The sequence below is a fragment of the Bartonella heixiaziensis genome, from assembly GCF_046245125.2.
Classification (GTDB): Bacteria; Pseudomonadota; Alphaproteobacteria; order Rhizobiales; family Rhizobiaceae; genus Bartonella; species Bartonella heixiaziensis.
Map to the genome: position 1 here is coordinate 1,084,624 of NZ_CP176404.1, position 20,656 is coordinate 1,105,279.

15 protein-coding genes, 2 tRNA genes and 3 pseudogenes are annotated in these 20,656 nt (G+C 37.7%); 6 read left to right on the top strand and 14 right to left on the bottom strand.

What is annotated here, in order from left to right:
* Nucleotides 1-14: 14 nt before the first annotated feature.
* From ACKC4Y_RS04775 to ACKC4Y_RS04795, 5 genes are all read right to left on the bottom strand, one after another.
* Complete coding sequence (locus ACKC4Y_RS04775) at nucleotides 15-2,738, bottom strand: valine--tRNA ligase (RefSeq protein ID WP_409360690.1); 2,724 nt, start codon at nucleotides 2,736-2,738, stop codon at nucleotides 15-17.
* A 155-nt stretch (nucleotides 2,739-2,893) separates the two neighbouring features.
* Nucleotides 2,894-3,460: a DUF2497 domain-containing protein gene (locus ACKC4Y_RS04780; protein ID WP_409360691.1), complete on the bottom strand. Its 567-nt coding sequence runs from the start codon at nucleotides 3,458-3,460 to the stop codon at nucleotides 2,894-2,896.
* Nucleotides 3,461-3,698: 238 nt separating this feature from the next.
* On the bottom strand, nucleotides 3,699-4,997 hold the full coding sequence (locus tag ACKC4Y_RS04785) for a TolC family outer membrane protein (RefSeq protein WP_409360692.1): 1,299 nt from the start codon (nucleotides 4,995-4,997) through the stop codon (nucleotides 3,699-3,701).
* A gap of 59 nt (nucleotides 4,998-5,056) precedes the next feature.
* Entirely contained in the window at nucleotides 5,057-5,731 is a 675-nt protein-coding gene (locus tag ACKC4Y_RS04790) for a protein-L-isoaspartate O-methyltransferase family protein (protein ID WP_409360693.1), read from the bottom strand.
* A gap of 201 nt (nucleotides 5,732-5,932) precedes the next feature.
* A tRNA-Cys gene (locus tag ACKC4Y_RS04795) sits at nucleotides 5,933-6,006 on the bottom strand.
* Between the two features lie 188 nt (nucleotides 6,007-6,194).
* Here ACKC4Y_RS04795 and ACKC4Y_RS04800 point away from each other — a divergent pair.
* Nucleotides 6,195-6,269 (top strand) — tRNA-Asn (locus tag ACKC4Y_RS04800).
* 46 nt (nucleotides 6,270-6,315) lie between these two features.
* Here ACKC4Y_RS04800 and ACKC4Y_RS04805 read toward each other — a convergent pair.
* Nucleotides 6,316-6,724 (bottom strand): annotated as a pseudogene (locus ACKC4Y_RS04805) (XRE family transcriptional regulator).
* Nucleotides 6,725-6,773: 49 nt separating this feature from the next.
* A complete protein-coding gene (locus ACKC4Y_RS04810; RefSeq protein ID WP_409360694.1) occupies nucleotides 6,774-8,162 on the bottom strand; it encodes an ATP-dependent nuclease in 1,389 nt (462 codons plus the stop codon).
* A gap of 192 nt (nucleotides 8,163-8,354) precedes the next feature.
* Between ACKC4Y_RS04810 and ACKC4Y_RS04815 the strand changes: the two genes are divergently transcribed.
* Entirely contained in the window at nucleotides 8,355-8,939 is a 585-nt protein-coding gene (locus ACKC4Y_RS04815; RefSeq protein ID WP_409362148.1) for a transketolase family protein, read from the top strand.
* 20 nt (nucleotides 8,940-8,959) lie between these two features.
* A complete protein-coding gene (locus tag ACKC4Y_RS04820) occupies nucleotides 8,960-9,301 on the top strand; it encodes a transketolase C-terminal domain-containing protein (protein WP_409360695.1) in 342 nt (113 codons plus the stop codon).
* A gap of 179 nt (nucleotides 9,302-9,480) precedes the next feature.
* Here ACKC4Y_RS04820 and lldD read toward each other — a convergent pair whose 3' ends face one another.
* The 3 genes from lldD to ACKC4Y_RS04835 form a co-directional block, all read right to left on the bottom strand.
* Nucleotides 9,481-10,632 carry an FMN-dependent L-lactate dehydrogenase LldD gene (gene lldD / locus ACKC4Y_RS04825; RefSeq protein WP_409360696.1) on the bottom strand — a complete coding sequence of 384 codons (1,152 nt, stop codon included), beginning with the start codon at nucleotides 10,630-10,632 and terminating at the stop codon, nucleotides 9,481-9,483.
* 748 nt (nucleotides 10,633-11,380) lie between these two features.
* Nucleotides 11,381-11,806, bottom strand: a complete 426-nt coding sequence (locus ACKC4Y_RS04830; protein WP_434735288.1) for a DUF7146 domain-containing protein — start codon at nucleotides 11,804-11,806, stop codon at nucleotides 11,381-11,383.
* A gap of 68 nt (nucleotides 11,807-11,874) precedes the next feature.
* Nucleotides 11,875-12,090, bottom strand: a complete 216-nt coding sequence (locus ACKC4Y_RS04835) for a hypothetical protein (RefSeq protein WP_409360698.1) — start codon at nucleotides 12,088-12,090, stop codon at nucleotides 11,875-11,877.
* A 195-nt stretch (nucleotides 12,091-12,285) separates the two neighbouring features.
* Here ACKC4Y_RS04835 and ACKC4Y_RS04840 point away from each other — a divergent pair, with 195 nt between their 5' ends.
* Complete coding sequence (locus tag ACKC4Y_RS04840; protein ID WP_409360699.1) at nucleotides 12,286-12,702, top strand: hypothetical protein; 417 nt, start codon at nucleotides 12,286-12,288, stop codon at nucleotides 12,700-12,702.
* Nucleotides 12,703-12,964: 262 nt separating this feature from the next.
* Here ACKC4Y_RS04840 and ACKC4Y_RS04845 read toward each other — a convergent pair.
* From ACKC4Y_RS04845 to ACKC4Y_RS04855, 3 genes and pseudogenes are all read right to left on the bottom strand, one after another.
* A pseudogene (locus tag ACKC4Y_RS04845) lies at nucleotides 12,965-13,163 on the bottom strand (helix-turn-helix transcriptional regulator).
* A gap of 245 nt (nucleotides 13,164-13,408) precedes the next feature.
* Nucleotides 13,409-14,310 (bottom strand): annotated as a pseudogene (locus ACKC4Y_RS04850) (integrase); the annotation flags it as partial.
* 193 nt (nucleotides 14,311-14,503) lie between these two features.
* Complete coding sequence (locus tag ACKC4Y_RS04855; protein WP_409360700.1) at nucleotides 14,504-14,686, bottom strand: tail protein X; 183 nt, start codon at nucleotides 14,684-14,686, stop codon at nucleotides 14,504-14,506.
* 776 nt (nucleotides 14,687-15,462) lie between these two features.
* Between ACKC4Y_RS04855 and ACKC4Y_RS04860 the strand changes: the two genes are divergently transcribed.
* Both ACKC4Y_RS04860 and ACKC4Y_RS04865 read left to right on the top strand, forming a co-directional pair.
* Nucleotides 15,463-16,863 carry an amino acid permease gene (locus ACKC4Y_RS04860; RefSeq protein ID WP_409360701.1) on the top strand — a complete coding sequence of 467 codons (1,401 nt, stop codon included), beginning with the start codon at nucleotides 15,463-15,465 and terminating at the stop codon, nucleotides 16,861-16,863.
* A 1,198-nt stretch (nucleotides 16,864-18,061) separates the two neighbouring features.
* A complete protein-coding gene (locus ACKC4Y_RS04865; protein ID WP_409360702.1) occupies nucleotides 18,062-19,468 on the top strand; it encodes an amino acid permease in 1,407 nt (468 codons plus the stop codon).
* Nucleotides 19,469-19,563: 95 nt separating this feature from the next.
* Here the strand turns inward: ACKC4Y_RS04865 and ilvC are convergent, their stop codons facing one another.
* Entirely contained in the window at nucleotides 19,564-20,583 is a 1,020-nt protein-coding gene (gene ilvC, locus ACKC4Y_RS04870; RefSeq protein ID WP_409360703.1) for a ketol-acid reductoisomerase, read from the bottom strand.
* Between the last annotated feature and the right edge of the window lie 73 nt (nucleotides 20,584-20,656).

A 20,656-nucleotide genomic window follows, 5' to 3' on the forward strand; every position in this document is an offset into this window, starting at 1 on the left:
GTAAAAGGGCGCAATTACACTAGTCGCTCTAAAGCAATAGATATTTTTCTGTGCGCAGCACGCAATTCTACAAGTCTGTTACGTTCAACCTCAACAATTTCTGGTTTTGCATGTGCTATAAATTTGAGATTGTTTAATTTAACTGATATTTTTTCAATATCTTGTTCAATTTTACTGGCGCCTTTTATCAAACGAGCACGTTCCGCTTCCAAATCAATTAATTTCCCCAATGGTAAACAGAAGATCGATTCTCCCAAAATTATTTGTGCCGATACAGCTGGAACTTTATCAGAGAAACGAATCGTTTCAATACGCGCTAACTTTTTAAGAAGAGCATCATAACGTTGCACACGCTCTCGTGTTATTTCCCCTCCCTCGACAATAACAAGAGGTGCTAACACTCTCGCCGGAATATTCATTTCAAAACGCACAGATCGAATCCCACTGACAACATCAATAAGCCAATTAATATCAGAAGCAGCCTCTTCATCTGCAAACATTCCCTCTGGCCATTCTACCAATGCCAGCATATCCTCACGCTTCATGCTTGGTGTCTCGGTGAGAGACCATAACTCCTCCGTCATATGAGGCATAAAAGGATGAAGAAGTTTATAAACTTCATCCAAAACCCAAGCAGTACACGCCTGAGACTCACTTTTAGCATCCTCATTGGAACCTTGAAAGACAGGTTTGAGAAGTTCTAGGTACCAATCACAGAGTGTATTCCAAATGAAGCGGTAAAGTACGCCTGCAGATTCATTAAACTTATAGTTTTCAATACCGGCAGTTACTGCCGAAACAGTTTTATATAATTCTGTTAAAATCCAACGATTAAGCGCAAGCTTCGCTTTTTCTGGCTTAAACGTCGGATCATGCTTAACACCATTCATCTGTGCAAATCGAGTAGCATTCCACAATTTCGTAGCAAAATTACGATAACCTGCGATACGAGAAGGATCCAGTTTTACATCACGACCTTGTGCTGCCATAATGGCCAAAGTAAAACGGAGTGCATCTGCGCTATATTGATCAATAAGCTCCGATGGATCAATAATATTTCCCTTCGACTTTGACATCTTTGCACCTTTTTGATCTCTTACGAGAGCGTGCACATAAACTGTGGGGAAAGGAACCTCGCCCATAAAATGGAGTCCCATCATCATCATGCGAGCAACCCAAAAGAAAATAATATCAAACCCCGTAACTGAGAGAGACGTTGGGTAAAAGGTGGTTAATTCAGTCGTTTTATTGGGCCAGCCTAGCGTTGAAAAAGGCCAAAGAGCTGATGAAAACCAAGTATCTAAAACATCTTGATCACGCGTTAACTTAACCACTTCACCATAATGAGAAAGAGCCGAAGCTAAAGCTTCTTCTTCATTTTTTTCAACAAAAACTGTACCATCAGGTCCGTACCAAGCTGGTATCTGATGTCCCCACCATAATTGGCGCGAAATACACCAAGGTTGAATATTTTGCATCCAATTGAAATAAGTTTTTTCCCAATTATCCGGCACAAATTGCGTTTTTCCTTGACGAACAGCCTCTATTGCTGGTTTAGCTAATTCTGCAGCATTAACATACCATTGATCTGTCAAGAAGGGCTCAATAGCCACCCCACTCCGATCTCCATGAGGAACAGTATGTGGATGATCATCAACAGTAACTAAATATCCTCTCTCTTCCATCAAAGAAACAATCTGATTGCGTGCAACAAAACGATCAGACTGATCTAAATTTTCCACCAATATTTTCAATTCATCCGATAAGACCAAACCATCAAAAAACGCTTCATTCTCAAGCAGAAAAATCTCAGCTTTTTGCGTAAAAATATTGATCAAACGTAAATCATTGCGCTTGCCCACTTCAAAATCATTAAAGTCATGCGCTGGTGTGATTTTTACAGCACCACTCCCCTCGTCAGGATCAGCATAAGCATCACCAACAATCAACAATCTACGACCAACAAGCGGTAAAATAGCATTTTGACCTATAAGATTTTTATAACGATCATCTTCGGGATTAACCGCGATTCCCGTATCACCAAGCATTGTTTCTGGTCGTGTTGTTGCAACTGTTATAAAAGTTGTAGCATCATTTGGATCAAAAACTTTGCCTTCAAGTGGATACCTAAAATGCCACAAATGGCCTTTGACTTCTTTTTGCTCAACTTCAAGATCAGAAATAGCCGTCAATAATTTGGGATCCCAATTGACGAGACGCTTGTCTTTATATATCAAACCTTGTTTATAAAGTGTAACAAAAACTTCACGAACAGCTTGGGACAAACCTTCATCCATTGTAAAACGCTCACGCGACCAATCACACGAAACACCGAGACGCCGTAGTTGATTGGCAATGACCCCACCAGCCTCATGACGCCATTCCCAAATACACTCAATAAACTTCTCCCTACCCATTTCTTGACGTGTTGGTTGTTGGCGCTCTGCGAGCTGACGCTCAACAACCATTTGTGTTGCAATCCCTGCATGATCCATACCGGGCTGCCACAACACATTTTTGCCACGCATCCGTTGAAAGCGAACCATAATATCTTGAATTGTTGTATTGAGTGCATGCCCCATATGAAGAGAGCCTGTAACATTTGGCGGCGGAAGCATAACACAAAAAGGCTCCGCGCCACTTTTTGAACCCATCCCCGCTTTAAAAGCACCACGCGCTTCCCATTTTTTTGCAACCCGTTGCTCTGTGGAAGCAGCATCATAGTTTTTTTCTAACATTCAACTCACCCATAACGCCGCTGAAAAGCGCATTGTACGATCTAAAACCCGATCATACCCTCCCTCATCTATTCACATTAATCCTGCAAAACTGCAGACAAAAACCTCATAAGGTACAAAATGAAAATCATAAAAAACAATAAGAAAAACAAAAGTTAAGATGACTTCCTAATTGCCTTAACGATCTCTTCACGTAAAATATCCTCAAGCAAAATAGGCAATTTACGCTGTAACCATTCTGCTAGAGCCGGACGCAACACATCCTTTGCAATCTTCTCCGCAGAAGAAAGACAATACGCAGAAAGCTCCATACTCTTAGCAGCCATATTCTCTGACTGCGATACAAGCACCTCATCATTGCATTCCTTTGTTTTATGAACAGAGTGCTGTTCTTCAGAAGAACGCTTTATCTTTTGCATATCCACGCCAACTGTATCATTTTCTGCCTCTATATTCTCTTTCTCTTGCGTTAAAGAAAATTCCTGTTTATCAGAAGAAAGACCAATACGATCCGCAAGAGCTTTCATCGCATCATCAACCGATAAGGTTGTATCATAAACACCTCCGGACGGTCCTGCTGAACGATCTGTAGAGTCATTCACCGCAATACCTTCATTTGAAAAGTGATCAGGCTGAACTGCATTCTCCTCGATTATTTCACGAATAGACGTCAAAATTTCATCCATACTTGGCTCACGTAATACGCTTGAACTCTGTACCATACTTAAAAACCTCTCAAAGACGCAACCACAAACAGAATCACACTCTCAGTGTAAGCAAAAGAATCATAAGATCAACACGCCACCTTGTCACGAAGATGATGCTGCACACAACTTTCTTCATTTATAAAAAAAATAACACTTAACCGCTCTATTTTCTAACATGGTGAACCACTGATTTCCTGATCTTTTAAAGATTAAAACTATTTAGCATATTCAAAGAACAATTTTTACACTTTTATCAGTTATACTTAATCGTTTTCAAACCTAAATAATTGGCAGTTAACTTACCAATGGCAGATTGAACACCATAACTCGCTACGACAGCATTACGCTCTGCCATCGCGAGTGCAATTTGAGCATTAATCAACTGCGTCCGAGAATTTAAAACATCTAATGTAGTCGCCTGCCCTACATAATTCTCTTGAACACGACCTTTAAGAGCAATTTCAGCAGCACGAACACTCTCACGATAAGCAACTACAGATGAGCGCGCTCCCTCTAACTGAAACCAAGCAGAAGTAAGAGCCTGTCTTGTATTACTCTGAGCCAAATCAAGCTGGAGATGCGCTTGCCCAAGCTGTTCCTTTGATTGGCGAATCTGTGCAGAGGTACGCCCACCTTCAAAAATTGGAACACTCAGCGACAATCCTATTGATTTAGAAACTCCATCCTCCCCAAGACCACTGTAAATACGATTATAAGACGCTGCTGCAGAAAAATCAATTTTAGGAAGCAACGCCCCTTCTTTTGCCTTTACATTATAAAAACTAGCATCAACTAAATGTTTTGCATAAAGAATTGCCGGATGCATTGCAACGCTAATTTGATAAGCAGCATTAAGATTTACCGGCAAACCTCCTGCCACCTGTGGACGTTTTAACTTTTCAGGATCTGAACCAACAACTTGTCGATAAACTGCCTCTGCTGACTTTACATCAGCACGTGCAAGACTAAGTTCTGAAACAGCCACAGAACGCGCAGCTTGTGCTTGAGAAAGATCAACGCGTCCCCCTTCTCCTACATCAAGTTTTGCTTTATTCGAACGAACCTGCTCTTCAAGAGCCGCCAAATTCTCCCTACGAAGGTCGGCAATACGACGTGCTTGATACACATTAGCATACGCTGTTACAGTATCCAGAAACATATTTTGTTCAGCATTACGAAGATACTCACGCTGCGCTTGCAGCTTAACCTGAGCTGAAGAAAACATATTTTGTGTAACAAAGCCATCAAATAATCTTTGATTTAATCTTATCCCGAAAGATCCAGAAGTTGTATAAGGACCTGTAATGGACTTATTTCGCCCATAGCTCCCAATTCCTTCAATTTGTGGTAATAACCCCGACCTTGCAATCACTACATCATCACTGGAGATACGCACAGCAGCCCGTTCACTATTCAACTTCGCGTTGTGTACATAAGCTTTTGCAAAAGCATCCATCAATGTTTCAGCACAAACCGACTCTGATAGTAAAACAGTCAGCGCAAAAAACAAATATACCTGAAACTTCTTGTTTATTTTGAATACAACACACACAATAGCAAACCCCAAAAACCAATCATAAAACTATCTTTTATTGACAAACAAAACAAGCACTAAAATATAAAATCAGGCGTTTTCAAAAAACTAGGAAGACATTTTACAGCAAGATTAAAAGCACGACGCACCGAAATAATTCCATCTTCTTTCACATAAAGTCTTGCCACACCGGCATTACCGTGTCCTTCAACCACAACAAGACGTCCATGGTTTTTCATTTGATCAAAGACATCCTCTGGAACAAAATCAACAGCCCCCTCGACCAAAATCACATCATAAGGTCCCCCACCGGCGTACCCATGCTCTAATGGCCCAGAAACCACAACCACATTGTCACATTGATGCCGCTCTAAAGTCTCTGCAGCTCGTTGTGAAAGAGTTTTATTGGCTTCTAATGCAATCACAGCCATCGCAAGTTTTGAAAGCAATGCAGCACAATAACCACTATTTGCACCAATATCTAAAACAATATCCGACGATTTTACAGCCGCAAGCTGTAATAATTTTGCTAGTGACGCAGGTGCCATCAAATAGCGAGCAGGAACCCCACTTTGCGCTGAACATATAAGAATATCGGTATCAAGATAACTTAAAGCCCTCATATCTTCCGGTATAAAATCTTCACGCGATACTGTTAAAAAGGCTTCAAGAACTGATAAATCCGTCACATCTACTGTGCGAATTTGATTGTCGACCATTTTGCGGCGAAGCTCTGCAAAATCTGCAACCATAATGCCCCTTTTCTCCTATATACAACAAAACAGCAACAATGAGGACCTAAAATCTTTACTGCGGGTGTTGCAAAAAAGTACGCTACAGCCAACAATGAAATTCTAATTGTACTATTTCCCACGGCGAAGCGTTTTTACCATGAAAAGCAACAGCTCACTTGCACATATTATCCCTTAAAGGCAATTTTGTTTAAAATCGGCTGGAGGCCTCGCCCGGAATCGAACCGGGATACAAGGATTTGCAGTCCTCTGCGTAACCATTCCGCCACGAGGCCTCGTCAACAAATATATGAAGTGTCAATAAGGGAAGGCAACGCATCCGTCAAGGTATAGAAATTTTCTCTAACCTTTTTTCCTCTTTATTATACAATTTCCGACATTTTTTTAAAAAAAATTAATTTTACCCTTTGCAAATCAGTATTGCTTTGCTATAGCCCTTGCAGTTAAATACATTGAACACTGTTCCCCGGTAGCTCAGTGGTAGAGCAACCGGCTGTTAACCGGTTGGTCGCTGGTTCGAATCCGGCCCGGGGAGCCACATTCTTTTCTATCACAAATAACTTATTGATTTTCCATATGTTTTTTTAAGATGAGGGATGCGTAAATAAAAGTGAGGGAATAGGTTCTAACATTTCTCTATAAAGCACGCTTCGCACAATGTTTCTAATGTTTCTTTGAAATTCTGCTAACGCTTCTTGATGTAAGCCATCTAAAAGTCTCATAAACGCAACAACAGTTTCACGTTGCAACGAAGTAGAAGGCGTTATTATGATGCTTTTTCGACAAGAATAGGCTTCCTTCTTTAAGAGAGACGCCATAGCTTTATCTAAACCATAAAGCTCTATGATCTTTTCTTCCATGCCAATAGGTACAGATTTTTTACCAATCTCTACAAATGACACAGATATATCTAATTTCTTAGCCATATCTAAGAGGACGTTCGGAGTGATCAATGCGAAGTTTGCGTAAGGTTTTGCCAAATGGAGTTAGCATTTAAATAAAGCTCGTAAGGGTATAAGCTTTACGACATAAACTGAGAAAATTATCCACCAATAACATGTTTCACGCAATCAACAATGTGATTTACTTTCTTGGCATTAGCAGCAGCCCCATTAAATTTTTCAATAATCCAATCAGCCCCTATTCTAAGTTGTGTAATCCATGTTTTTTGAACAATAGGCTCAACAGCCCTCACAGTTTCTTCAGTAGATGTAGTTAATTCCAGAAACCTTTCACAAACAATTCGAGGCGCTTCAAAATCATTTGCTTCATTACGTACGGTAAACAAATTATCCAAATTATCGTCGTTAATAAGATAAGGGGAATGCGTCGAATAAATTACTTTATTGCCCTTTATGCTCGATAAAGTTTGTAAAGAGCTTAATATTTTTCTCTGTGGATGAATATGTAAATTATTTGCTGGCTCATCCAATAAAAAAACTATTCCATTTTTGCTTCTATGCCTGCGAACTTCTGTAAGGACTTTAAAACAAAAAAACCAACGAAACCCTTTACTTCTCTCATGTAAATAAAAAAAGAGGTTATTTGCTTTAATTTGTAAACAATAATCTACAAAACCACTATCAGTATCGTGATCACTATTAGATTTTTCTATTATACAATCATCAAAAAGGCTCTTCCCTTCAGTAATATCCACCCAACCTTCCTTCACTACTGACTTCAAATAACCATTGATCAATCCTATACGCTGCTTAACAGCATCGTTGTCATCACAATCGACAATATCTTCCTGAAAACTAATATCAAGATTTTTTTCTTTATTCTTTATATTGTTATCATTCATGTGCCCGCCTATAAGCAGATCATTAAAGATTTTCTGCCATTGGAGATTGATTGGTGAGGTTAAAAGTGCGTCCTGTGCTAAGCTACTATCTCCATTATGGCTCTTCTTTAAAAATCTAATTTTTTCAGGTACATCAAATATAAAATCATCGTAGTAGACGATCTCAGCAAGGCGTTCCCTTATCCATATCATAATAGAATGACTTTTTTGTACTTGTGTGTCATTGATGTATACACTGTCTTCAATGCATGCACTTTTTTTAAATTCATAAACAAAAGACAATTCAAATGTTCCTTGGTTGTTTTCCTTATTTTCACCACAAATGATTTTCTTGTGACACTTCAACGCCTTCATATCGTCAACATCATAAGAAATACATGCAGACAAGGTGACTTTGTCATTAAAAAAAGCACGTTTTGGACGAATAAAAGTAAAAAAATCTTCCGATAACGTTTCCCCTTGACAAAGAACCGATATATAATGAATACCCTTTAAAATTGTAGTTTTCCCTGATTCATTATTACCTACAAGAACAAAAGGAAAAGAAGTATTCCCCTTTGTAAGGTCTATTTCTACAGGTTGGGAAATCCCTCGAAAATTTTCTAATTTGAATGAAGTAAATATCATACAATCCTCAGTAGCATTTTAGAGAAAGATATCATATCGTATGCATAATAAAAACATTTTGCATTATATTATAAAGCGATTTAGGTGACAAGCTATCAACTTTTTGTTAACCATCTTTTGAAGTGTGAGAAGATATTCTCGAGTGCGTCCATGAGACGGGCAAAATCGATAATAAACATCAAGACCATGAACATTGATAATCCTCATCAACAGACACAAACTGCTGTGAAATTTTCCAACCTCGAAATTGTCAATAAGACCCTTATAAAAATAGCGCAATTTGATAAGGATATTGTTGTTTTAACGGCTGATTTACGAATATCTGAGAAGATTGACCAATTCGCAAAGCGCTATCCAGAGTGTATTGTAGAAGTTGGAATTGCTGAACAAAATTTGGTAGGTGTTGCTGCTGGTCTTGCTTCATGTGGAAAAAAGCCCTTTGTTGTTTCGCAGGCTTGTTTTTTGATAACGCGTGCACTTGAACAAATAAAGGTAGATGTTGCTTATTGTGAAAATCCTGTTCGGTTAATTGGTATTAATGCTGAGATTAGCTATGGGTCACTTGGGGCTACTCATCATGCCATTTCTGATTTTGCTTCGCTTCGTGCCATTCCTAACATACGCACTATTGCTCCTGCTGATAATAAAGAAACAGAAGCTGCAATTCTCTCTACTTTAAGTAATCCTATGCCTGCTTATATACGTTTAGGAAAGCATGCGTTACAAATATTCATAGTGATGCTTCAAAAAGCGATATTCGGAAAGCTTCTGTTATAAAAGAGGGAAAGGATATTCTCTTGCTTGCAACTGGAGAGACTGTCCAGATTTGTCTCGATGCCACTGAAGAACTCCAAAAATATGAAGTTACCTCAAGAGTTATAAGTGTACCAACAATTCGACCTTTGGATAAGACATCTGTACTAAAGCTATGCCAATCCCATCGATCTGTTCTTGTCTGTGAAGAACATAGCATAAATGGAGAGCTCGGAGATGCAATAGCTAGATTGCTTATGGAACGTAGCATTACATGCAAATTTGTAGCACTAGGAATACCAGATGAGTCAATTTGTAATGGAAGCCAATTAGACGTTTTAGCAAACTATGGAAGCAGTAGAGATAGTATAACGAAACTGTGTTAGCAATGCAGTAATCTACTAAAAAATATCAGCCTGCATTCAAATGTATTCATCAACTAAAAAACACTATAAATCACTGAGGATGCTAAAACAAAACATATAAGCACATGAAATCATACTCTTTTTGTATTCAAAAACGAGATTATTTTTTTCAAAGAGAAAACGCGTATCATACATTTCCTTCATTGAATAAGAGCATCTGTACTTGCTAAACTCTCACGTGTGATTTCTTTAATGGCACGCACTCCAGTCAATGTCATGGCAACCCGCATTTCATTAGCAAAAAGATCAAGCAGGTGAGCAACACCTTTCTCACCCGCTGCAGCAAGTGCATATACGAAAGCACGACCAATCATAACGGCATCCGCACCTTGTGCTATCATGCGTACAACATCAAGCCCAGAACGAATACCAGAATCAACTAAAATGGTCGCATCACCCTGTACTGCCTCCGCAATTGCCGGCAGTGCTCGTGTAGTTGACAAGACACCATCAAGTTGGCGTCCACCATGATTGGAAACAACAATACCATCAGCACCAAATTGCACTGCTTCTCGCGCATCTCGTGGATCGAGAATACCTTTTAGAATCATGTTTCCCTTCCAAAAATCTCGAATCCATTGCAAATCAGACCAACCAATTGAGGGATCAAAATTTGCGCCAAGCCAACCAACATAATCTTCCAATGTAATCTTCTTTTTGAGATAAGTAGAAACATTTCCAAGATCATGCGGACGCCCCATAACACCAACATTCCAAGCCCAGTGCGGATGTGAAAAAGCTTGTAAAATCCGGCGCAATCCAGCATAAGGCCCTGACATCCCTGAATGCGCATCACGATAACGCGCACCAGGAACCGGCATATCAACTGTAAAAACCAATGTACGCACACCAGACCCCCAAGACCGCTCCAATACATCACGCATGAACCCACGATCCTTGAGAACATACAGTTGAAACCAAAATGCATTTCCAACCGCTTCTTGCACTTCTGCAATGGAACACACTGAAACCGAAGATAATGTAAAAGGAATGCCTTTCGAAACTGCTGCACGCGCGGCCTTTACCTCACCACGACGCGCATACATACCCGTTAATCCAACAGGTGCAAGAACAATTGGCAAATCAAGTGTTTGATCAAAAAGCTTGGTTGAAAGATCAACTTCACCAACCTGCCTTAGAATCCTTTGACGCAGTGCAAGTTCTTGAAGATCTGTAAAATTGCGCCGCAATGTTTCCTCAGCATAAGCTCCTCCATCAATATAATGGAAAAGAAAAGGAGGAAGCCGACGTTCTGCTGCTTTGCGGTAATCAAATGTTGAGGAAATAATCATTATGGCACCATTGTTCCTAAATAAAAAGCAAAAACACCCTAAAATTAATAAGCCCTAACCCGCTATTTGAAACGTTCCAACAGAACACTCCGCTCAGTAGATGTAGACAATAGAGATTGCAACTTAAAAAAAATAACAGAGAGAAACAACGTCTTTATTTCTCTTTCCCAAATTAAAAACTTAGTAAATGCAGAGCCTTAATAAAGAACGTACAATCCCATACTTCATCTGTATCTAAGTGAAGTTTTATACTCCTTTTTCATAGCTAATAATTTCATAGCAGAAGATCTACCAATCATGGCACCCCAGAGATTAGAAACAATTTGCCAATCATCATGCTATTTTAGAGCTATCCGCCCCCCCTTGCCAATTACGGAGCCAAACCACATAGAGAAGAAACAGCAACAAAATCGACAGAAGATTGTTGACGATCAGTAATATCGTAAATATATCTTCCCAGTGCGGTTGGAACTTGTGCAGGGTGAAAAGGTTCTACAGATAAAAGAACAATGCCATTTCATAAGGAATGGGTTCTAAAAAACATTGTTTTTTTAAGAGCCATTATCATTTACAGAAGTATTTTCATTGTTATTGACTACATCAGTATTATTATCTTATTTCATATCACGTTCTTCTCAGAAAATAAAAAGTTTTAAAATCTAAGCCATGCGAAGCGTGCATCATAGAAACATCAAAGTCTTGTTTATATGCACGCGTTGCAAGATTAAAACCTGCTTTACGACTAGCCTCATCCATTGCCCTCGCGAGACGGGCTTTGGTATTGGGTAAACTCACACGCATCATTCCAGTGGTTGAAATGGATGCCCATAATTAGGGTGACAGACTCCGATAACAAACCAGACAGACAAGCTAAGTTGGTTTCACTTCCTTCACAAATGACAAAGTGTTGTTCATTGGCGTGGCTTAAACACACAGCACCGCCAACCACAGATCCCAACATGGCTTTTTCCGGCAACTGATCTGTTTTGCCTCCATTGGCTTTTAAAAAGTCCCTATGAATTACAAATGAACCACCGCCCTTAATCAGAGCAACCAACGCGGACAGAATTTTCTCAGAGGGAGATAAACATTTGTCATCAAAGTATAAGTTGGGAGATAGTTCACAAGTGACACCTTGAATGCATAAAATGGCCTCTGCTAAGGTATATTTAATCGGTTAGCTTTGGTTCAAAATCTCTTGTGGCTTTATCTGCTTTTTGTTTTTCTTCAACTATAACTGCTTTAAATTTGAAAAGAAAGATTTTGGCCATAAGTTTTATAATCAAAAAACGCCTGTTTACCAAAGCAACCGATTCTTATGAGGGCTTCTATGATCTCTCTAAAAGAACAGCCGGCATAGAAATAAAGCAATAACTGCTCATCATTTCCATTAGCAAGGAATAAACTAAACAACCTACCATCATGGGCAGAAAAATAGATAAGTTCACAACACCCCATGCCAGACCCTACGCAAAGTATTTGCTATACCCTGAGCATTCATATAATTGTGTATTTCCTCTTCTATGAGGTTGCCTCACAAGAGGTTTTTTTCTATATTAAGTGTCAACAATATCCATGATTGTTTTTGAAGTGAGAAACTATAAAAATATATGGGATTGTTTATAGTATAAAGAGTTATTCATAGAGAAGAAAATGAAGAAAATCTTAAAATTATTGAGCGGAATAGCATTGCTCATTATATCTGGCTGTTTCGAAGATCGACCTTCTCAAACGGTTGTAGATGTGTGGGAAAAGCCTGGTGCAGATAGGCTTGAGATAAAAAAAGCGTTGTTAGAATGTGGAGTGCAAACCTTTTCTAGTTTTTCTTCAGAAAAAGACTTAAGCATCCCTGAAAAACTCAATATGGATGCATTGGTTGATGCTTGCATGATCCAAGCGGGATTTAGTAATAAATTTCAAGAGCCGCATTGGTGTGAGCGTGAAAAGTATAAAGTTTATAATCTTCCCATTTGTCAACCTGACGCTGTTATTCCTCAGCGAAGTGTTGAGAAACGCCTAAATAGCCCTTATTGTAGAGAGAATAAAGATCAACCGGAATGTCAGCCTTAAGTGTTGCTGCTGGTGTAATCAACAATCCTCCCTCTTTGCTTTCGCTTGAAATGGTGGAGTTGCTTTCTTAATTCACCATCTCAATAATATCTGTGAGGTAGTATAACAGCAGGGAATGCGTTAAACTTTTACCACGCAAGGTGTTGTGTATTTATATAATTGTACATTTTTTATCCCATAATGTCGCGCCACAGGACGGGTTTTGTTATCCACAATTGGTATGAAAATAAAAAGCCTTGTCATGTCCTTACATGACAATTTTTTATGCAGCGTCGCTATCACGTTGCTTCTTGCATTTCTCCATTACATTCATAAAATCTGTTTGTAAACAATGGAATAAAAGAAAGTGTTAAGGATTTTAGTAAAGATCTAGTGATCATATGATGCCTGAATGCCGAAACACTCATAGGAAGCAGTTTTGCACTTTCACGGTCAGTAAGAAGAATATCATTTTCTATTATAACTAATCCTTTCAATGGTAAAAAATACGAATAAACAATAACCCTTTATTAACCATATTTTTGAATCATTGAAAAGTAACTTTATATATAAAACAGTATGTTATAGCACACTTTATGATGTAACTCTTTATGAGTCTTATAGAGGCTGCATAAGAGAAAAAACGTTATCCATAAATAATGGAGTACTGTACCCCATCTCTTAACCTTGACAAGTGACATAAGTAAATGAGATCATGACCTCTAGCAAAAAAATCATTGCGAGAAAGCATGCGTGCTTGCTCGGGAATTTTTATTGCTTCTGATAATAAGAGCATGCGAAAGTCTGGTGTAATATCATGCTTTCCTTTCATATTCTCAGCAGAAATAGCCCATATATCACCATCAATCCGATCTTTATGGATATGATACTAGAGATTTGTGCGAACGTCTGTAAGGATAAGCAAACATAAAGCCAGTTGTGTTATTGTAGGTGTTACACTCAGTTTTTTATAAAAAGCCAAAATATCTCTCCAATCTATAGCCGGCATATTTTACGTTTTATGGCGTTGTTTACCTAAGAGAACGCATGCTTTTGCTGTTGCTTGTAAATCAACATCCAATCCTAACGCAGCAGCATATTTAAGGCAAAGAGTAAGAAGGATAAGAGCCCTAGGAGTAACCCCAGTTTTTGTATGCCAAATAGGAGCAAGCACATTGCGCATGTCCGTTTGAGTAATCTCTGAAACGAATATACAGCACAGCCTAATTTAGGAAGAAGATAAATCCGTAAAGGTAAAAACCAAAACCCATCTTTATGATCACCTGTTAGCTCAGCTTTACGACCTTCAAAAGTATCCACAGCAATACCTTTTAAATAATGGAGATTCCGCACTACCTTACGCTTTTGTTTCTCTACCTTCTTTAATGGGGTCATGCTCCTCATGCAAAACAGAACGCCATTGTGTTGCACATTCACGGACTTTGTTCAAAAAAAACATTTCTCTCTCAAAGCACCAAAGACCATTTCACGACGGCATTCATGAATAGTAATAATACATTGAACACAATCATCCTTACGCTTTATGAAAATGCAAATCAATGCCATCATTATATTTGCCAGCCCCCATGTTACGACAGCCATTGCATTGAGACGGTTCATAAGAGACATTTTTACTCCTTTCTTTCAGTGTTTTTATTCACACGCCAACCCAGCTTGTGATGTGCAAGGGAATGATTTTTTGATTTCAACATAAACAGATTTGCAATGAGAGAATCTTACGATATTGGGGACTTGCACTTAAGTTAAAAAACAATGAATTATATTTATAAATCAACATATTGAATAAAAATTAATCTCATAATCATTTCACTGTGCTTTGGGGATTGTGAAGTACAAATTTAGGAAAGGTAATATTTAACCTCGGTGGCAAAAGTGGATCATATTTGGCAATATTCGGATTGGCTTTAAACATAGCCTCTAAATAGCCTCTTACTGTTCTAATTTGATTTTTAAGTATAAAAAACCAATTTGGCAAAGCGTGCATTAATGGTAACAAAATATCTATAAAAACAATTAATTATTATATATTCCTACAGACCCCCACCTTTTCCAACTTAGTACAAAACCCAGTATCAAACTACAAGGACTATCCAAAATTCTCTAGTTTTAGAGTACTTATTGCAAGTACCATTTCCCTTGTCTATCCAGTATTCCCTTTACTGACGTTGCTAAAATAATTTTGTGCTCTATTCACTTTCTTTATTCTGGATAAACCATCCATAAAAATTGTCTTTTAGTAAAAATTAAAACAAAGAATAATCATGGACCACCTCTGAACACTGCTCAATGACATAGATATCATTAAATTAACAATATTCTTCTGGAAATTGATATCAGAGTTTGCTTCTTTATTCTTATCCTTCTATCGTAACGATAACTTCCCATGAAGAAATCATGCAAAAAAACAATGTAATTCTCTGAGCTTCATCTCAAGTTTTTTATAACCTACAGGCAGTCTACACATTTTTTATAAATTGTTCAGTATCTCAATTGTGACTGTCTAATTACAGTTGCGTTTTCTTATTAACTATTGATAAGTCATCCAAGCTATAATCAAAACTCCATACTCAAACTTTAGTTAGGTTATTTTGAAGTAATAATAATCACATCGCTATTGATTCAATATGCTTTCCCTTTTTCCACATGAAATCATAAAAAATGTTTTTCTCCTTTACGACTCACTCATATCATGCTTCGATATGCGGGTTACTTTTTTCAATATAATTTGAATCTTAAATAATTAAAGGGAACCTCCAAAAAATGAACTATAAACAAAATTTAGAAGATGATCCTCGAAAGAAATTGCAACGGGGATTAGATAACCGTCACGTACAACTTATAGCTCTTGGTGGAGCTATTGGAACAGGCCTTTTCATGGGGTCAGGAAAAACAATTAGCGTAGCAGGCCCCTCTATTATACTCGTTTATGCTATTATCGGTTGCGCTTTATACTTCGTAATGCGTGCTATGGGAGAATTATTGCTTTCTAATTCACAATATCGGTCTCTCGTTGATTTTTCAACGGATATGCTAGGACCAGGAATTGCTTTTTTTGTTGGCTGGAGCTATTGGTTGAGCTGGGTTGTAACTGGAGCAGCAGATATTATTGCCATCATCACTTATATGCATTTTTGGTGGCCAACACTCAATCCATGGGTTGTTGTTTTTTCTTGTATTGGTTTCTTTTTAGTCTTCAATCTCTTTGCTGTAAAAATGTTCGGTGAACTTGAATTCTGGTTTGGTCTTATCAAAATTGTAGCGATTTTAGTATTAATTGTTGTAGGGTTTTATATGATCGTTACTGGCTTTACCTCTCCCAATGGTACTGTTGCCTCTCTCAATCATGTATGGAACGATGGAAATATATTTCCTCGGGGAATCACCGGTTTTTTTGCTGGTTTTCAAATTGCCATCTTTTCTTTTGTTGGTATAGAAATTGCCGGAACAACTGCAGCTGAAGTTAAAGACCCTAAAACAGTTCTACCAAAAGCAATTAATGCAATACCGGTTCGTATTGTATTTTTTTATATCTTTTCTCTTATTGTGATTATGTCCGTCACACCTTGGGATCAAGTTATTCCAGATAGAAGTCCCTTTGTTGAGATGTTTTGGCTTGCTGGCATTCCGATAGCTGCTGGTTTAGTGAATTTTGTTGTTCTAACATCTGCTGCCTCCTCCGCAAATAGTGGTATTTTTTCTACCAGTCGCATGATATATGGGCTTGCAACGCAAAAAGGAGCACCTCGTGTTTTGGGAAAACTTTCCAAATACCATGTCCCAGCCAACGCCCTGTTCTTTTCTTGCTTGTGTATTTTATTAGGGTACACAATTACATCGCTCTCCCCAAGTATCATAAGTGCTTTTACAATTGTGACCAGTATTTCAGCTATTGCATTTTTATTCGTATGGTCTGTAATTCTAGTGAGCTATATTGTGTATCGTCGCAATCGCCCCCAACTACATGCTGAATCTGTCTATAAAATGCCAGGAGGTGTTATCGCATGCTGGGCTATTTTAGCTTTTTTTGCTTTTATGCTCTATTTGTTGACATTAGAACATGATACTTTCATAGCCTTTAAATATAGTCTAGTATGGTTTGCTTTCTTAGGCGTAACGTATTTTATCTTTCTAAGAAAAAAAACAGCTAAAAATAACGAATAAAGCCTGTACATAAAAAGCATGTCAAAAAAGGGTAAGAAAGTTACCCTTTTTATATAGAGAGCATTGGTTTTTTTTAATAGAATCCTCTGGGGGCTTCAATAAAGTTTTTGATTAACAAAAGCACTAGCATTTATACAAAGCAGCATAAAACGGAAGTTTCCCCAACTTCCTCTTGAAACTGAAAAGCACATTAAGTAATCAAAAAAATACAAATTTACAGCCATCTCCAATAAAAAAAGTGATAGAGATCTTTTTTTATTGGAGGGCAAGTTTTATTTTTTTGTTTTTTCAAAAACGACTTTCCGAAATTTTAAAAACATAAAAAACTCAAAAAATTTTCTCTTTTTTACCAATCTCTACAGAAGTAAAAAAATCACAAACACTCTTCATTTCTCTACCATATCTTAAAAAGCTTCTGTACTGTATAATCAATATAAAATTTTCATAAGTTTTACCCAATGTGCAAATAGCTGAACAGAATTCTTGTTCACAATTTCAGAATAAAAAATCCTACTGTATTTCTCATTTCTTTTGTGCAAAAGAAAAGAAATCTCTCTCGTTTATGCTAACAAATAAAAATAAATAACCGTGAACCAACCCTCCATTCCAATCAACGACATTGGTATATTGAAATCAAAAATATCCTTCTGAAAATTAATAGCAGAATTTTTCTCTTTATTTCTATCCCCTACCGTAATTAGAATAGTTCATAAAGAAATCATTTCAAAATTGCTTACCGTGAATTTTTTTTAAGAAGATAACAACCCCACACTCTATCTGAAAAAATTAAAAATCCTCCCACCCACCATAAAAACTAAAACGATTTGTACTTAATCATAGAGGATAAGTATAATATAAACGCATTATTTCACTTCAAATTTTTTCATCCACCTATCGATAATCCCAGCGGTTTCTTACGAAGATTTAGCAGCTCAAGAGCGATTGTCTAATCAATCATAGTATGTCTTCTCATCGCCATCAAAGCTATACTTAAAACTCCGCACTCAAATTCCTGTTACGTTATTTTTCAGTAAAAGAGCACACTTCCATTAATTTCATATTCCTTTTCTTCGTCCACATAGAATCATAAAAAAAGCTTTCTTTCCTTTACTCTTCAGTCATATCATGATTGGATAAGAGGGATTACCTTTTTTCAGGGTAATTTTTATCTTAAATAATTAAAGGGAACCTCCTTAAAATGAACTATAAAAAAAACTTAGAAAAAAAACCTAAGAAAAAATTGCAACGTGGACTAGATAATCGCCACATCCAACTTATAGCCCTTGGTGGAGCTATTGGAACAGGCCTTTTTATGGGATCAGGAAAAACAATTAGCGTCGCTGGTCCTTCAATCTTATTAATTTACGCCATTATTGGTTGCGCTATATACTTCGTAATGCGTGCTATGGGAGAATTACTGCTTTCTAATACGCAGTATCGATCTTTTATTGATTTTTCAACCGATCTTCTTGGTCCAAGTGTCGGATTTTTTATCGGCTGGACGTATTGGTTGTGCTGGATTGTAACCGGAACTGCTGAAATTATTGCTATTGTCAGTTATACACACTTTTGGTGGCCTGAACTCAATTCGTGGATTCCTGTTCTCATAGGTCTTCTGTCCTTTTTAATATTTAACCTCGTAGCCGTAAAACTATTTGGCGAACTCGAATTTTGGTTTGGTCTTATCAAAATCCTAGCAATTTTAGTATTAATTATTGTAGGATTTTACATGATCTTTACAGGCTTTACCTCCCCAAACGGCACCGTTGCCTCCCTTGGCAACATATGGAACGGTGGAAATATCTTTCCTCGAGGCATTACAGGATTTTTTGCCGGATTTCAAATTGTTATTTTTGCTTTTGTTGGCATCGAACTCGCTGGAACAACTGCAGCTGAAGTCAAAGAACCACAAGAAGTTTTGCCCAAAGCTGTCAATTCGATACCGATCCGCATTATTTTCTTTTATATTTTCTCTCTCATTGTGATTATGTCCGTTACCCCTTGGAATCAAATCATTCCAGAAAAAAGCCCATTTGTAACGATGTATGCACTTATTGGTATTCCAACCGCTGCTGGTTTGATGAACTTTGTTGTTCTAACAGCTGCCGCATCTTCAGCCAATAGTGGTATTTTTTCTACCAGCCGCATGATATACGGTCTCGCAATGCAAAAGGGAGCACCTAAATTTTTAGGAAAACTTTCTAGCAACCGCGTTCCAGCCAACGCATTATTCTTTTCCTGTTTATGCATCTTATTAAGTTATGCAGTTTTATCGCTATCACCAACAATCATAGGTGCTTTTACAATTGTGACCACAATTGCAGCAATTTTGTTCATATTTGTATGGTCTATAATTTTGATCAGCTATATTGTCTATCGTCGCAGCCGTCCTCTCCAACATGCCGTATCTCCTTATAAAATGCCTGGAGGTATTTTTATGTGTTGGACTCTTCTAATCTTTTTTGTATTCATTATTTATTTATTGTCATTAGAAGAAGATACTGCAATATCTCTCAAATATACTCCAGTGTGGTTTATCTTTTTAGGAATTGTATACTTTATTTTTGGAAAAAAGAGTTTGCAAACACAAAAACCTGAGAAATAAAGCCTATGTATGAAAAGCATATCAAAAAGGGTAACTAAAGTTACCCTTTTTTTAGATAAAGCATAAGAGCTTTTTACATGGAAATTTCTATGGCTTTAATTACGCTCTTTATCAACTAAAGCGTTAGATTTTATCCAAGGCATCATAGAGCGGAGTTTTTTGCCAACTTCTTCGATAGGATGATGATCATTTAAACGCCGCATGCCTTTAAAATGAGCTGCACCAGCTTTATACTCTTGAATCCAATTTGACGTAAATTTACCCGTCTGAATATCCTTCAAAATACGCTTCATTTCTGCTTTTGTTTCATCAGTAATCACGCGTGGACCAGACATATATTCGCCCCATTCAGCCGTATTGGAAATCGAATAATTCATATTTGCAATGCCACCTTCATAGATGAGATCAACAATCAATTTAACCTCATGTAAACACTCAAAATAAGCCATTTCCGGTGCATAACCTGCTTCCGTTAGTGTTTCATAACCTGCGCGAATAAGCTCAACAAGACCACCACAAAGAACAGCTTGTTCACCAAAAAGATCAGTTTCGCATTCTTCTTTAAATGTTGTTTCAATCACCCCAGCACGTCCACCACCAAGGCCACATGCATAAGACAATGCTACATCATGAGCATGTCCTGAAGCATCTTGTGCAATCGCAATTAAGCAAGGAACACCACGACCACGTTGGTATTCATTGCGCACTGTATGACCTGGACCTTTAGGGGCAATCATCACAACATCAACTGTTTCTTTAGGTTCAATTAAGCCGAAATGAATACTCAAACCATGCGCAAAAGCAATCACGGCTCCGTCACGTAAATGATCATGAATATGCTCTTTATAAATATCAGCTTGCAACTCATCTGGTGTTGCCATCATAATGAGATCTGCCCATTTTGCTGCTTCAGCAACACTAACAACCTCAAAACCATCCGCGGTAGCCTTTTTAGCTGTTGCCGACCCTGAGCGCAAAGCAATTTGCACATTTTGCACACCGGAATCTTTTAGATTTAAAGCATGGGCACGCCCTTGTGAACCATAACCAACAATGGCTACTTTTTTCTCTTTAATCAAATTAACGTTCGCATCACGATCATAATAAACACGCATGAAAATATTTCCTTATATTTACATTTAAACTAAATTTAAATTTTTTATTGAAGAAAAAAAGCTACCCCTCCGC

What these genes read in the sequence shown, in the direction of transcription:
- ACKC4Y_RS04840 (WP_409360699.1), top strand. Translation starts at nt 12,286, where the DNA reads ATGAAGAAAATCTTAAAATTATTGAGCGGAATAGCATTGCTCATTATA.
- ACKC4Y_RS04810 (WP_409360694.1), bottom strand. Translation starts at nt 8,162, where the DNA reads ATGATATTTACTTCATTCAAATTAGAAAATTTTCGAGGGATTTCCCAA.
- ACKC4Y_RS04835 (WP_409360698.1), bottom strand. Translation starts at nt 12,090, where the DNA reads ATGGGGTGTTGTGAACTTATCTATTTTTCTGCCCATGATGGTAGGTTG.
- ACKC4Y_RS04860 (WP_409360701.1), top strand. Translation starts at nt 15,463, where the DNA reads ATGAACTATAAACAAAATTTAGAAGATGATCCTCGAAAGAAATTGCAA.
- ACKC4Y_RS04790 (WP_409360693.1), bottom strand. Translation starts at nt 5,731, where the DNA reads ATGGTTGCAGATTTTGCAGAGCTTCGCCGCAAAATGGTCGACAATCAA.
- ACKC4Y_RS04780 (WP_409360691.1), bottom strand. Translation starts at nt 3,460, where the DNA reads ATGGTACAGAGTTCAAGCGTATTACGTGAGCCAAGTATGGATGAAATT.
- ilvC (WP_409360703.1), bottom strand. Translation starts at nt 20,583, where the DNA reads ATGCGTGTTTATTATGATCGTGATGCGAACGTTAATTTGATTAAAGAG.
- lldD (WP_409360696.1), bottom strand. Translation starts at nt 10,632, where the DNA reads ATGATTATTTCCTCAACATTTGATTACCGCAAAGCAGCAGAACGTCGG.
- ACKC4Y_RS04775 (WP_409360690.1), bottom strand. Translation starts at nt 2,738, where the DNA reads ATGTTAGAAAAAAACTATGATGCTGCTTCCACAGAGCAACGGGTTGCA.
- ACKC4Y_RS04855 (WP_409360700.1), bottom strand. Translation starts at nt 14,686, where the DNA reads ATGCACGCTTTGCCAAATTGGTTTTTTATACTTAAAAATCAAATTAGA.
- ACKC4Y_RS04865 (WP_409360702.1), top strand. Translation starts at nt 18,062, where the DNA reads ATGAACTATAAAAAAAACTTAGAAAAAAAACCTAAGAAAAAATTGCAA.